A 12,371-nucleotide genomic window follows, 5' to 3' on the forward strand; every position below is an offset into this window, starting at 1 on the left:
TTGCCGATGAGCGGCGGGAATCTGTCAAGCCCCTGATACACCTTGCGCATTGCCAGCGTCGCGGGATTGGTTTCTGATGCGGGCTCGCCTACGCAAAGGACTCGACCGATGTCACTGCACCTCGACTGGCTCGCCGCGCACATGCAACACAGCGATCGCTACGCGGCGTGGATTCACCAACAATTCCACTACGAGTACGCCGACCAGCCCCTGGCTCAATGGCAGCGCGAATTTGCCGAAGGCCAAAGCAACGGCGAATGGTCGTGCCTGATTGCCATGGACGGCGAACGACTGCTCGGTGGTGCTGCACTCGCTCGCAACGACTTGGCCGATCGCGCCGATCTCGGCCCATGGCTTGCCTGCGTATTCGTCGACCCTGAGGCGCGCGGGCAAGGCCTGGCTGAGCAACTGATTGAAGGGATTTGCGACGCAGCAAAGCAGCGTGGGGTGTCGCGTTTGTACTTGCACACGCAAGACAAACACGACTACTACGGCAAACGCGGTTGGCAGCTATTGGAGCGTTTCCACGCGTGGGAAAAACAACAATGGCTCATGGTCCGCGACCTGTGAGCCATTGTTTTTTTGATCAGGCTGCAGGTGCTTTCGCCTCCTCCAGCAACTGCTTGATCATCTGCTCCTGCTCCGCATAGCGACCTTCACCGAAGTGGCTGTAACGCACCTGCCCCTTGGCATCGATCAGGTAATGCGCCGGCCAGTATTGGTTGTCGAAGTTGCGCCAGATCGCATAGTCGTTGTCGATCGCTACCGGGTAGGTGATGCCGAGTTTTTTCACCTGATCCCTGACGTTGTCGATGATCCGCTCGTAGCCATACTCCGGCGTATGCACGCCGATCACCACCAGGCCGTCCTTCTCGTATTTCTGCGCCCAGTCCTTGACGTACGGCAGGGTGTGCTGGCAATTGATGCAGTCGTAGGTCCAGAAGTCCACCAGCACCACTTTGCCGCGCAGGGATTCGGCGTTCAGCTCCGGTGAGTTGAGCCACTGCACAGCGCCTGACAGCGAAGGCATTGTGCCTTGAGCCTGGTCCGTCATCGAATCGGCGCGGACCTTGCTGACAAAGTAGTCGACCACTTTCGGCACGTTCTCCAGGACGTTTTTCTCGACGCTGGCCACGCCTTCCGAAGAGGTGCTGGCAAGCAAAGTCTTGTCGACGCCCGTTGCTATCACCGCGACTGTAGCGAGCACCGCAACTCCGGCACCACGGCGCAACCAGCCACTGAACGGGATCGATGGTTTCAGCCGATTGACCAGACCGCGCCCGGCGAAGATCAACGTGCCCAGCGACAACGCACTGCCAGCGCCGTAAGCCAGCAGCAACAGACTGGTCTGCGCATTGGCACCTTGCAGCATCGCGCCGGTGAGAATCACTCCAAGGATCGGCCCGGCACACGGCGCCCACAAAAGACCGGTGGCGACGCCGAGCATGATCGAGCCCATCGGTCCCGCACGTTTACGGGTGTCCGGATCAAGACGATTGCCCAGCGCCACGAAGGGCTTGGTCAGCCAGTCACCGACGCGGGCCGAGATCAGCGACAGGGCGAACAGCACCATGACGAACAAAGCAACGTGGCGGCCGGTGTTGCTGGCCTGAATCACCCACTCGCTGCTGACCACGGCTAGGCTGGAGATCAGCGCAAAGGTCAGCGCCATGCCGGCGAGGGTGAGCAGGATCGAGGAACGTGTACGGTTGGCGCCAGCGAACAGAAACGGCACCACCGGCAGGATGCACGGACTGAGGACGGTCAGCAGACCGCCGAGAAATGCGATGAGGTACATGACGGGGTCACCTTGAATGTGGGGGGCTGGGCACGCAACCAGGCAGCGAGGGAAACGCGCCCTCGCTAGCCTGCTTTATTTACGCCGTGGCTCATGCGTTCTGGCCGTCCAGCAACTGCGCTTGTGGCGTGCGACTGGCACCGTTTTCCGCGACCAGTTGGCCCTGCGGCGTGCGGCTGGAACCGTCAGCGGCAAGCGTCTGGCCCTGCGGTGTACGGCTGGAGCCGTCAGCGGCAACCATCTGGCCTTGCGGTGTACGGCTCGATCCGTCAGCGGCGAGGGTCTGGCCCTGCGGCGTGCGGCTGGAGCCGTCAGCGGCGATCAGTGCATCGCTGCCCTCCTTCGCCACTGTGCTCAGCTGGAAGCAGGTGCTGCTGGCGCAACTGCTCTGCTCCACGGCACTGTTGGCGTGGGCGGCGGCACCGGTGAAAGCAAAGGCTGCTGCGGTCAGAAAGCGCGAGACGTTGTTCATGGCAAAACTCCTTGCAGAAAAAGTGAGGATGACTCAGTTCTGGTTGTTGCAGCCGTCAGCGAATTTGCTGTAATCCAGCTCGCGGGTTTTGCCAGCGGAATCGAGGTAGGTCATGCGCGCCTCGGTGATGCCGCAGGTCACTGAAGTGTCTTCAGTCATCGACAGCACTTTCTGGATATCCAGATGGGTGCCGTAGGTGTAGGTTTGCCGGCTGACGTCAGCTTCGGCGTGGGCCGACAGGGTGCAGATGTTCAGAGCGGCGAACAGGCAGGCGGCGAATACGGATTTGTTGTTCATGGTGGTGTCCTCAAGGCTTCAGTGGGTTTGAGCCGAGGCGATCTGTGTGTGCCTCGATGGAGCCTATTTGAGGCCCCCGAGGTATCGCGTCTGTGTCAGGAAACGACGAGAATCACTCGTTGTGTATCCACGCCTTGTGTAGATACACAGCGATACAAAACCCGCAGAAAATCGCGTTTTTGCGTCGGCGTGTATCCGCCGTCAGGGCAGATACACTGCAATACAAAGGCAGGCAGGCGTGCGGTCAACGGCGCTATAGACTGCACGGCATTCCCCCTTTGACAGAGGCTTGAACCGATGGAACATGTCGATCACATTCTCATCGTCGATGACGACCGCGAGATCCGTGAACTGGTAGGCAACTACCTGAAGAAAAACGGCCTGCGCACGACAGTGGTCGCCGATGGCCGGCAGATGCGCAGCTTCCTGGATGCCAATACGGTCGACCTGATCGTGCTCGACATCATGATGCCTGGCGACGATGGCCTGCAGCTGTGCCGCGAATTGCGCGTGGGCAAACACAAGGCGACGCCGGTGCTGATGCTCACCGCGCGCAACGATGAGACCGACCGCATCATCGGTCTGGAAATGGGCGCCGACGATTACCTGAGCAAACCCTTCGCCGCACGTGAGTTGCTGGCGCGGATCAACGCGGTGTTGCGCCGCACCCGCATGTTGCCGCCGAACCTGGTGGTCACCGAAGCCGGACGCCTGCTGGCCTTCGGTCGTTGGCAACTGGACACCTCGGCCCGGCATCTGCTCGACAGCGACGGCACCATGGTCGCCCTCAGCGGCGCCGAATACCGCTTGCTGCGGGTGTTTCTCGACCATCCGCAACGGGTGCTCAGCCGCGATCAGCTGCTCAATCTGACCCAGGGCCGCGAGGCCGATCTGTTCGACCGCTCCATCGATCTGCTGGTCAGCCGCTTGCGCCAACGCCTGCTGGATGATGCCCGCGAGCCGGCCTATATCAAGACCGTGCGCAGTGAAGGTTATGTGTTTTCGCTGCCGGTCGAGCTGCTCGGGGCGCCGGCATGAAACTCAAACTGCAATGGCCGCGCACCCTCGCCTCGCGCCTGTCGCTGATTTTCCTGATCGGGCTGATCCTCGCGCAGGGCCTGTCGTTCGGCGCGCAGTATTACGAGCGTTATCAAAGTGCCAAAACCACCATGCTCGGTAACCTCGAAACCGACGTCTCGACCTCGATGGCGATCCTCGATCGCCTGCCCGCCGCCGAGCGCGAGGCCTGGTTACCGCGCCTGGCCCGGCGCAATTACGGCTACCTGCTCAATGAGGGCGAACCGGGCATGCCGGTGACCTCGGCTGAAGAGTCCGTTGCCATTGCCTCGATTACCGCGGCCATCGGCGACACTTATCCATTAGTGTTTACCGAGGTTCCCGGCGGTCCGAGACGACATTTCCAGGGCCATCTGCGCCTGAGCGACGGTAGCCCGGTGACCATCGACATCCGTCCGGCGATGGTGCCACTGTCACCGTGGTTGCCGGTGGTGCTGCTGGGCCAACTGGCGCTGCTGATCCTCTGCACCTGGCTGGCCGTGCGCATCGCCATTCGTCCCCTCACCCGCCTGGCCAATGCGGTGGAAACCCTCGACCCCAACGCCCACCCGATCAAACTCGACGAGCAAGGGCCGACCGAAGTCGTCCACGCCGCACGGGCGTTCAACGCCATGCAAACGCGCATCGCCGCCTACCTGAAAGAACGCATGCAACTGCTCGCCGCGATTTCCCACGACCTGCAAACGCCGATCACGCGGATGAAATTGCGCGCAGAGTTCATGGACGACTCGGTGGAGAAAGACAAACTGAGCAGCGACCTCGGCGAGATCGAACATCTGGTGCGCGAAGGTGTGGCGTATGCCCGCAGCGTGCACGGCGCCACCGAAGAGAGCCGGCGCACCGATCTTGACTCGTTCCTCGACAGCCTGGTCTTCGACTATCAGGACATGGGCAAGGACGTGCAGCTCGGCGGCAAGAGCAAGGCGGTGATCGAAACCCGTCCGCAAGCGCTGCGCCGGGTCCTGGTGAACCTGACCGACAACGCCCTGAAATTCGCCGGTGCCGCGCAGCTGCAGGTCGAAGCGCAGGGCAACAGCCTGTCGGTGAAAGTCCTCGATCGCGGCCCGGGCATCGCCGAGGCCGAACTGGCGCAGGTGCTGGAACCGTTCTACCGCGTAGAAAATTCGCGCAACCGCGACACCGGCGGCACCGGGCTCGGGCTGGCGATCGCCCAGCAATTGGCGCTGGCGCTGGGTGGCTCGCTGCTGTTGAGCAATCGTGAAGGCGGCGGGTTGTGCGCGGAACTGAGGTTGCCGCTGCCACGCTGAGAAAAACACCGACTAGACTCATTCATTACCCAGTCGAGGGGGCCGCAGGACTTCTGCTGTGCCCTGCCCCTATCCGTGACCACCGCCCGGTGGCGCCTGCCTCGACATTCAACGCCGCCGGACGGTGATCCTGTTTCAGGAGCACACGTGATGAATGAGGCGAAGCTCAACGAATTCATGGGCAAACTGGTCAACGACATGGGCGGCGCGGCGATGCTGGCCAATGTCATCGTCGGTGAAGAACTCGGTCTGTACCGCGCGATGGCCGACAGCCAACCGATCAGCCCCGAAGCCCTTGCAGCAAAAACCACCTGCAATCCCCGCCTGGTGCGCGAATGGCTCAGCGCCCACGCCGCGTCCGGCTACATGGAGCACCTTGACGGTCAGTTTCGCTTGCCGGAAGAACAGGCCTTGGCGCTGGCCGTGGAGGATTCGCCGGTGTATGTCGCCGGCGGACTCGGCGTGGTCGCATCGTTTTTCCATGACAAGGACAAACTGGTCAAGGCCATGCGCGGCAATGGCGCGCTGTCCTGGGGCGATCACCATCCGTGCATGTTCAGCGGCACCGAACGTTTTTTCCGCCCCGGCTACAAAGGTCACCTGATAGCCGAATGGCTGCCGGCGCTGGACGGCGTGGTAGCCAAACTGGAGCGCGGCGCCAAGGTTGCCGACATCGGCTGCGGCCACGGCGCCTCGACGGTGATCATGGCCCAGGCGTTTCCCAGGTCGCAGTTTGTCGGCTTTGACTTCCACGCGCCCTCCGTCACCGTCGCCACGCAACGCGCCGAAGAAGGTGGCGTGGGCAACCGCGCCAGATTTTTCGAGGGCACGGCAAAAAACTATCCCGGCGGCGACTACGACCTGATCTGCTTTTTCGACTGCCTGCACGACATGGGCGACCCGGTCGGCGCCGCCCGCCACGCTTATGCGTCACTGAAAGACGACGGCACGGTGTTGCTGGTCGAACCGTTCGCCAACGACAAACTCGACGACAATCTCAACGCTGTCGGGCGCCTGTTCTATGCGGCTTCGACGTTTATCTGCACACCCAATTCGCTGTCACAGGAAGTCGGCCTCGGACTCGGTGCACAGGCCGGTGAACTGCGCCTGCGCAAAGTCTTCACCGAGGCCGGGTTCAAGCAGTTCCGTCGCGCCACGCAGACACCGTTCAACCTGATACTGGAGGCGCGCAAGTAACCCGCGCGGATCGCGTGCTAACCTGCGAGCACTGCCCATTCTGGAGTGCTGAGCATGCTCGATAGTCCGATCCGCGAACACCTCGATACGCTGTTGCAGGCCATGGCCGAGGATAAGTTTCTCGTCCTGACCGGCGCCGGCATCAGCACGCCATCGGGAATTCCGGACTACCGCGACAGCGACGGCGTACGTCGCGGGCGGCAACCGATGATGTATCAGGAATTCCTTTCTGCCCCACAATCGCGCCGTCGCTATTGGGCGCGGGCCATGCTCGGCTGGCCGCGCGTGCGTCAGGCCCGGCCGAATGCAGCGCATGAGGCGCTGGCGACATTGCAGCAGCGTGACCGGATCAGCGACTTGATCACGCAGAACGTCGACACCTTGCACGATCAGGCCGGCAGCCACGATGTGATCGAACTGCACGGCAGCCTGCATCGAGTGCTGTGCCTGGATTGCGGGCAACGCAGCGAGCGCGACGAGATCCAGCGCCAGATGGAGGCACAGAATCCCTATCTGAGTGGCGTTGATGCGGTGCAGGCGCCGGATGGCGATACCTTGCTCGACCCTGCCTTCGAAGCGCGCTTCCTGGTGCCGCAGTGCCCGCATTGCGCGGGTGAGCGGATGAAACCGGATGTGGTGTTTTTCGGCGAGAACGTGGCGCAAGCGACGGCGGCGCGGGCCATGGCCGCTGCCGAGAATGCGGCGGGGTTGCTGGTGGTGGGATCATCGTTGATGGCGTATTCGGCGTTTCGTTTGTGCCGGGTGATTGCCGAGCGTGGCAAGCCGTTGATGGCGATCAATCTGGGCAAGACCCGGGCGGATGATTTGCTGGATTTGAAGATTGAAGGGTCGTGTGAGGCGCTTTTGCCTTGGTTGGTGGAGAAGCTGGGGCGGTGAAATTTTGTGTATTGGGTTCGGCTTGAAATCGGCCCCTCACCCTAGCCCTCTCCCGAGGGAGAGGGGACTGACCGAGGTGTTCTGACTCAATGCGCCCGATCCAGCCCCGCCAGCAACGCGCTGTCGCGGCTGTAGATGTCCGGCGCGTAACGCACATGGCCGCTGCTGTCGACCTGCGCCGTCCAGTAGGTCATCAGGATCGGCACCGGTGCCGACAAGCGAAATTCATGAGTGGTACCGGTTGCCAGCAAAGTATCGGTGCGGGTCTTTTCTGCCGGGGACAGCAGCAGATCGCGCAGTTGCAGCGGGTGCTCGACCCGCACGCAACCGGAGCTGAACGCCCTTGGGCCTTTGTCAAACAGCGCCTTGCTCGGCGTGTCGTGCAGGTACACCGAGAACGGGTTGGGGAAACGGATGACCATTTGCCCCAGCGGATTGCGCGGGCCGGCGTCCTGGCGCAGGAGGATGTTGCCGGGATTGTCCCAGTCGATGTCCGCTGCCGCCAGGGGCTGGCCGTTGGCGTCGAGGACTTGCAGGTTCTGGCGGCTGAGGAAGGTCTGGTCCTTGCGGATTTCCGGCAGTTTGTCTTCTTTCCAGATGGTCGGCGGCACGGTCCAGGTCGGGTTCAGCGTCAGTCGAGTGACACGGGACTTGAGCAGCGGTGTCTGGCGTTCCGCGCGGCCGACCTGGGTGCGAGTCTGCCAGACCGATTGACCGCCCTGATACAGCGTCAGCTCAGCGGCCGCGACATTGACCACCAGCCCACTGGGCTCCAAGTCCTGGGCCATCCAGCGGAAACGTTCGAGATTGACGCGCAACTGATCGCGGCGGGTCAGCGGGCTGATGTTCAGCTCGGCAATCGTGCCCGGTCCGACCACGCCGTCAGCCTGCAACGAGTGACTGGCCTGAAAATGCTTCACCGCCTCCACCAGGACGTCATCGTAGGCGTTGTCCGGCGTCACCAGCGCGTGGGCCAGATAGCCTTCGCTGTACAGACGCTGCGCCAGTTCCGGCACGCGCGGGTCTTCCATCGCCGGGCGCAGCAGCGGACCATTGCCCACCGGTTGCCATTGCGGCAAGGCCTGCAAGCGTTGCGCGGCATACAGCTGACGCAGACTTTGATATTGCGGCAGATGCGGACGCGCCAGGTCGAACGCCGCAGCAATATCGTTCATGCCCGGCACGGCAATGCTGAGCAATTGCGCCTGACGATCGGTCGGCGGGCCGTCGACACGCCACAGCGGCTCGAAATGCGATTGCAACAGACGGCCGTAATGCAGATCCTGCAAGGCCTGCAGGTAGTTGCGGCTGATGTCGATGTCGGCGCACAACTCGCCATCCTGCGGCGGTGTTGTGGCCACGGCGTAGCGACTCGGATTCAACCCATCATCCGCCAACAGCTGCAATTGCGCGCGCAATGCCGGCAATCGTGCAGACTCGCCCGCCCACACCGGCATCCAGTCGTGCTGCTCATAGAAGGCCTGCAATTGACTCAGCGCCGGGCCGTTGAGGCGCGGAGCAATCGTCGGGCACGACTGCGCCAGGCTGATCAACACGGCCTGCAACGGGCTGCGCGGCTCTACCGGCAGTTGCGTTTCAGGCGTCGGCAGGGTTTCCAGCGGGGGCAGCGGCTCATCGGCGCAAGCGACAAACGGCGCAGCGAGCAAACAAATGCTCAAGTAGCATGCGTACTTTTTGAACAACTGCTTTACTCCAATCCATGGCCGTCCAGATGACGGCCAACCTTACATCAGGTGCGCTGAACAGTCAGGCTCCAGCCTCGGAGCCTGCGGGTATTGACTGGGAGTCAGGAGCCAAAGTGCCGTTTATGTAGCAAGTTGAGGACACTTTATAAAATGTTGACGTTTTTGCGCCGACTTCTGTTGAGCACCGCGACCCTTGTCGCCGTGACCAGCCCAGTATTTGCCGCCGGCAAGCCATCGCCGGTTCTCTACAACAGCCTCGCCCACGCCGCGCCGGAACTCAATCCCCAAGCGCTCAAAGGCGCATTGAACGCCATGCAGTGCGCGGTCAACAACGGCGCAAAGCCCTCGCGGCATCTGGCGATCATCGACTATTCGCAACCGTCCACCGAACGTCGACTGTGGATCTTTGACCTGAGCAAACAGAAGCTGGTGCTGCGCGATCTGGTTGCCCATGGTTCGAATTCCGGGGAAAACTTCGCCACGCAGTTTTCCAACCGCGAAGGCAGTTATCAGTCCAGCCTCGGCCTGTTCCGCACCCAGGAAAGCTACGAAGGCACCCACGGTTATTCGCTGCGCATGGACGGCCTCGAGCCCGGCTTCAATGATCTGGCCCGCGATCGCGCGATCGTGATTCATGCCGCCAGTTACGTGAACCCGTTGTGGAGCAAGCGTCAGGGCCGCATCGGCCGCAGTCAGGGTTGCCCCGCCGTGCGGCCGCAGATCGCCAAACAGGTGATCGATCGCCTGAAGAACGGCCAGTTCATGTTTTCCTGGTACCCGGATCAGCGCTGGCTGCAAAAGTCACCGTACCTGAACTGCCAGCCGCAGCAGGTGGCGAGCATTCTCAACACCCACGCCAGTTAACGCGCGTCGCCGCCGGCAGGTTTGTAGAACAGGAACCTGCCGGTCCGCGCCGTATTGCGATAGGCCTTGGCCCAGCTCGGGTGTACGCCGCGATCGTGAAAATACAGGGCGCCGCGGGTGCGGTCCTTGAGCTGGCGATTCAACGCCTTGCCGGCGATTTCCTTGGCCAGCGTGTATTCGGCATCTTCCTTGACCTGATCAGGCTTGCCATCGCACCACCAGGAAAACTGGCAATTGCCGCTTTCCGAACCTTGCTTGACCACCGCGCACACCGTGTCGGGAAAGCCTTCATGGCCTAGCCGATTCATCACCACGCTGGCGACGGCCTCCATTTCCGGGGTGTCCTTGCCTTTGGCTTCCCAATAAATGCTGCGCGCCAGACAGGTCAGCGGATCGTCCAGTGGCGCGGCACCGGCCGGGTCTACGGCCTGCGCTTCGGTGGGCGTGATGGCTTCGGATTTCGGCGCCGGCGCGGCGCTGACCTTATCCGCCGCTTTCTCTTCAAGCACCTCGGCTTTCTGTTCCGCCTTGGCCTCGATCGGCGCCTGAGCGCCGGCCCATGCTGCACCGGCAAAAACGATACACAACAAACCGCCCGCCAAGCCTCTCAATCCCATATCGTTTCTTCCGTCAGCGCCCGCCCGGGGCAAGATGTTACGTTGGTGAGACGCCCGGTTTGCGGGGTCTTCGCAGAGTGTAGCGAGCAAATGTGCGGGCGCACCAGCGCAGAAAAAAATCCACCGCAAAGAAAAAGACATTCACCCATCGGGGGCCTTTCGCGCATCATGGGCGCATTCAGCTCAAGGGAGATTTCCATGCGCTTCATGCCGTCCGTTTTGCGTTGCGCCGCATTGTCGCTGGGCGTGGTATTCGCCGCTTCGGCGCTGGCCGCCGATGAATTGCAATTGATCGAGTCGATCAACAGCTATCGCAGCCAGCCACAGCGTTGCGGCACGCAGGCGTCAAACGAGTTGCCACCGCTGTCGGCCGATCCGCGCCTGCGCCTGCCGGCCAGTGGCGCGGTCGATCTGCAGCAGGCCATGACCAGCGCCCACTACCCGATGGTCAACGTGCAGGCGATCACCCTCAACGGCCCGCGCGATGCAGCGGCGGCAATGCAGGCCATCAAGGAAAGCTTTTGCCAGGTGGTGCTCGATCCACAATTTGTCGATGTCGGCGTCAACCGCGTCGACCGCGACTGGCGCATTGTCCTCGCGCGGCCGTTGCTGACGGCGAAACTCGGCGATGCACAAAGCGAAGGGCAAAAGCTGCTGGCGCAACTCAATACCGCGCGCAGCCAGGCGCGCCAGTGCGGCGGCCAGTCCTTCGCGGCGGCAGCACCGCTGACCTGGAACGCCACCCTGGGCAGCGTTGCCCAGGATCACAGCCGCGACATGGCCAACAACAATTATCTCGACCACAAGGACCGCGACGGCCGCACGCCCGGCGACCGTGCCGAGCTGTCCGGCTACAGCGGGCAACTGGTCGGTGAAAACATTGCCGCCGGGCAAGACACCGTCGGCAAAGTCGTCGACGGCTGGCTCGCCAGCCCCGGTCATTGCGCCAACGTGATGAACCCGCAATACCAGGAACTGGGCGCCGCGTACGCAACCGATCCGAAAAGCAACGCCGGCATTTACTGGACGGCGATGTTCGGCGCACCGTAAGGCATCATCGACGCCGTCAATCACTCGGTCAGCCAGAGTGATTGGACGGCGTGGCGAGCGCAGCCTACCCTGCGCGGTCTGCGCCCGATAACGGCGCTTCACATCCACGAGGCGAGCCCATGACACAGCGTGAATTGATCGATGGTCACAACCGCCGCGTGGATTATCTGCGCCTGTCGGTCACCGACCGCTGCGATTTTCGTTGCGTCTACTGCATGGCCGAGGACATGCAGTTCCTGCCGCGTCAGCAGATCCTCACTCTCGAAGAGCTGTTCCAGGTAGCGCAAAGCTTCGTCGCCCTCGGCACGCGCAAGATCCGCCTCACTGGCGGCGAACCGCTGATCCGCCCCGGCGTCGTGCAACTCTGCGAGCAGATCGCCGCCCTGCCCGGCCTGCGCGAACTGTGCCTGACCACCAACGGCTCGCAATTGGGCCGACTGGCCAGGCCGCTGTTCGACGCCGGGGTCAAGCGCCTCAATATCAGCCTCGACAGCCTCGACCCGCAGCGCTTCAAAGAGCTGACCCGCACCGGCGATCTGGCGCAGGTCATCGACGGCATCGACGCGGCCCGTGCCGCCGGGTTCACCCGCACCAAGCTCAATTGCGTGGTGATGCAGGGCCGCAATGATCACGAGATCAACGATCTGGTCAGTTTCGCCATCAACCGCGATCTGGATATTTCCTTTATCGAAGAGATGCCGCTGGGCGCGATCGCCGAACACAGCCGCGCCGAATCCTTCTATTCCAGCGCGCAAGTGCGCGACCGCATCGCCCAACGCTTTACCCTGATCGACTCCACCGAATCGACGCAAGGGCCTTCGCGCTACTGGCGCGTGGCCGAAGCGCCGAACATTCGCCTTGGCTTCATTTCGCCGCACAGCCACAACTTCTGCGGTACCTGCAACCGCGTGCGCCTGACCGTCGAAGGTCGCTTACTGCTGTGTCTGGGCAACGAGCATTCGATGGACCTCAAAGCGGTGTTGCGTGCCCATCCGGGCCACCCGGAACGCCTGGAAAACGCGATCATCGAGGCAATGAAACTCAAGCCCTATCGACACAACTTCGAAGTCAACGACGACGTGCAAGTGGTGCGTTTCATGAACATGACCGGCGGCTGATTCGCCGCAC

13 protein-coding genes are annotated in these 12,371 nt (G+C 62.3%); 8 read left to right on the plus strand and 5 right to left on the minus strand.

What is annotated here, in order from left to right; translation table 11 throughout:
- Nucleotides 1-108 precede the first annotated feature (108 nt).
- A complete protein-coding gene (locus J2Y90_RS21400; protein ID WP_253502899.1) occupies nucleotides 109-570 on the plus strand; it encodes a GNAT family N-acetyltransferase in 462 nt (153 codons plus the stop codon).
- 16 nt (nucleotides 571-586) lie between these two features.
- On the opposite strand, the gene J2Y90_RS21405 is transcribed toward J2Y90_RS21400, so the two are convergent.
- The 3 genes from J2Y90_RS21405 to J2Y90_RS21415 all read right to left on the minus strand — a co-directional run bounded on the left by J2Y90_RS21405 (nucleotide 587) and on the right by J2Y90_RS21415 (nucleotide 2,567).
- Nucleotides 587-1,798, minus strand: a complete 1,212-nt coding sequence (locus tag J2Y90_RS21405) for a cytochrome c biogenesis protein DipZ (protein WP_253502902.1) — start codon at nucleotides 1,796-1,798, stop codon at nucleotides 587-589.
- Nucleotides 1,799-1,889: 91 nt separating this feature from the next.
- Nucleotides 1,890-2,270: a hypothetical protein gene (locus J2Y90_RS21410; protein WP_253502905.1), complete on the minus strand. Its 381-nt coding sequence runs from the start codon at nucleotides 2,268-2,270 to the stop codon at nucleotides 1,890-1,892.
- A 33-nt stretch (nucleotides 2,271-2,303) separates the two neighbouring features.
- A complete protein-coding gene (locus J2Y90_RS21415) occupies nucleotides 2,304-2,567 on the minus strand; it encodes a DUF2790 domain-containing protein (RefSeq protein WP_016775158.1) in 264 nt (87 codons plus the stop codon).
- 297 nt (nucleotides 2,568-2,864) lie between these two features.
- Between J2Y90_RS21415 and J2Y90_RS21420 the strand changes: the two genes are divergently transcribed.
- From J2Y90_RS21420 to J2Y90_RS21435, 4 genes are all read left to right on the plus strand, one after another.
- Nucleotides 2,865-3,605, plus strand: coding sequence for a response regulator (locus J2Y90_RS21420; protein WP_253502908.1), 741 nt, complete (start codon nucleotides 2,865-2,867; stop codon nucleotides 3,603-3,605).
- Nucleotides 3,602-4,912 carry an ATP-binding protein gene (locus J2Y90_RS21425; RefSeq protein WP_253502911.1) on the plus strand — a complete coding sequence of 437 codons (1,311 nt, stop codon included), beginning with the start codon at nucleotides 3,602-3,604 and terminating at the stop codon, nucleotides 4,910-4,912. The genes J2Y90_RS21420 and J2Y90_RS21425 overlap by 4 nt, the downstream gene beginning before the upstream one ends.
- A gap of 150 nt (nucleotides 4,913-5,062) precedes the next feature.
- Nucleotides 5,063-6,109 (plus strand): class I SAM-dependent methyltransferase, encoded by a 1,047-nt coding sequence (locus tag J2Y90_RS21430; protein WP_253502914.1) that lies wholly within the window; start codon nucleotides 5,063-5,065, stop codon nucleotides 6,107-6,109.
- Nucleotides 6,110-6,163: 54 nt separating this feature from the next.
- On the plus strand, nucleotides 6,164-7,006 hold the full coding sequence (locus J2Y90_RS21435; protein ID WP_253502917.1) for an NAD-dependent protein deacetylase: 843 nt from the start codon (nucleotides 6,164-6,166) through the stop codon (nucleotides 7,004-7,006).
- An 86-nt stretch (nucleotides 7,007-7,092) separates the two neighbouring features.
- Here J2Y90_RS21435 and J2Y90_RS21440 read toward each other — a convergent pair whose 3' ends face one another.
- Complete coding sequence (locus tag J2Y90_RS21440) at nucleotides 7,093-8,709, minus strand: L,D-transpeptidase family protein (protein WP_253502919.1); 1,617 nt, start codon at nucleotides 8,707-8,709, stop codon at nucleotides 7,093-7,095.
- A gap of 153 nt (nucleotides 8,710-8,862) precedes the next feature.
- Between J2Y90_RS21440 and J2Y90_RS21445 the strand changes: the two genes are divergently transcribed.
- Nucleotides 8,863-9,576 (plus strand): murein L,D-transpeptidase catalytic domain family protein, encoded by a 714-nt coding sequence (locus J2Y90_RS21445; RefSeq protein WP_064363540.1) that lies wholly within the window; start codon nucleotides 8,863-8,865, stop codon nucleotides 9,574-9,576.
- Here J2Y90_RS21445 and J2Y90_RS21450 read toward each other — a convergent pair.
- Complete coding sequence (locus J2Y90_RS21450) at nucleotides 9,573-10,193, minus strand: cell wall hydrolase (protein ID WP_253502922.1); 621 nt, start codon at nucleotides 10,191-10,193, stop codon at nucleotides 9,573-9,575. The two genes, J2Y90_RS21445 and J2Y90_RS21450, sit on opposite strands and share 4 nt — an antisense overlap.
- A 198-nt stretch (nucleotides 10,194-10,391) precedes the next feature.
- Between J2Y90_RS21450 and J2Y90_RS21455 the strand changes: the two genes are divergently transcribed.
- Together J2Y90_RS21455 and moaA are read left to right on the plus strand one after the other, a co-directional pair.
- Nucleotides 10,392-11,243 carry a CAP domain-containing protein gene (locus J2Y90_RS21455; protein ID WP_253502924.1) on the plus strand — a complete coding sequence of 284 codons (852 nt, stop codon included), beginning with the start codon at nucleotides 10,392-10,394 and terminating at the stop codon, nucleotides 11,241-11,243.
- A 119-nt stretch (nucleotides 11,244-11,362) separates the two neighbouring features.
- Nucleotides 11,363-12,361, plus strand: a complete 999-nt coding sequence (gene moaA, locus J2Y90_RS21460) for a GTP 3',8-cyclase MoaA (RefSeq protein WP_253502927.1) — start codon at nucleotides 11,363-11,365, stop codon at nucleotides 12,359-12,361.
- Nucleotides 12,362-12,371: the final 10 nt, after the last annotated feature.

This window comes from Pseudomonas koreensis (assembly GCF_024169245.1).
GTDB classification, from domain to species: Bacteria; Pseudomonadota; Gammaproteobacteria; order Pseudomonadales; family Pseudomonadaceae; genus Aquipseudomonas; species Aquipseudomonas koreensis_F.

Coding starts and splice junctions, on each gene's coding strand:
- J2Y90_RS21425 (WP_253502911.1), top strand. CDS start 3,602: ATGAAACTCAAACTGCAATGGCCGCGCACCCTCGCCTCGCGCCTGTCG.
- J2Y90_RS21435 (WP_253502917.1), top strand. CDS start 6,164: ATGCTCGATAGTCCGATCCGCGAACACCTCGATACGCTGTTGCAGGCC.
- J2Y90_RS21400 (WP_253502899.1), top strand. CDS start 109: ATGTCACTGCACCTCGACTGGCTCGCCGCGCACATGCAACACAGCGAT.
- J2Y90_RS21430 (WP_253502914.1), top strand. CDS start 5,063: ATGAATGAGGCGAAGCTCAACGAATTCATGGGCAAACTGGTCAACGAC.
- J2Y90_RS21405 (WP_253502902.1), bottom strand. CDS start 1,798: ATGTACCTCATCGCATTTCTCGGCGGTCTGCTGACCGTCCTCAGTCCG.
- J2Y90_RS21455 (WP_253502924.1), top strand. CDS start 10,392: ATGCGCTTCATGCCGTCCGTTTTGCGTTGCGCCGCATTGTCGCTGGGC.
- moaA (WP_253502927.1), top strand. CDS start 11,363: ATGACACAGCGTGAATTGATCGATGGTCACAACCGCCGCGTGGATTAT.
- J2Y90_RS21420 (WP_253502908.1), top strand. CDS start 2,865: ATGGAACATGTCGATCACATTCTCATCGTCGATGACGACCGCGAGATC.
- J2Y90_RS21450 (WP_253502922.1), bottom strand. CDS start 10,193: ATGGGATTGAGAGGCTTGGCGGGCGGTTTGTTGTGTATCGTTTTTGCC.
- J2Y90_RS21415 (WP_016775158.1), bottom strand. CDS start 2,567: ATGAACAACAAATCCGTATTCGCCGCCTGCCTGTTCGCCGCTCTGAAC.
- J2Y90_RS21445 (WP_064363540.1), top strand. CDS start 8,863: ATGTTGACGTTTTTGCGCCGACTTCTGTTGAGCACCGCGACCCTTGTC.
- J2Y90_RS21410 (WP_253502905.1), bottom strand. CDS start 2,270: ATGAACAACGTCTCGCGCTTTCTGACCGCAGCAGCCTTTGCTTTCACC.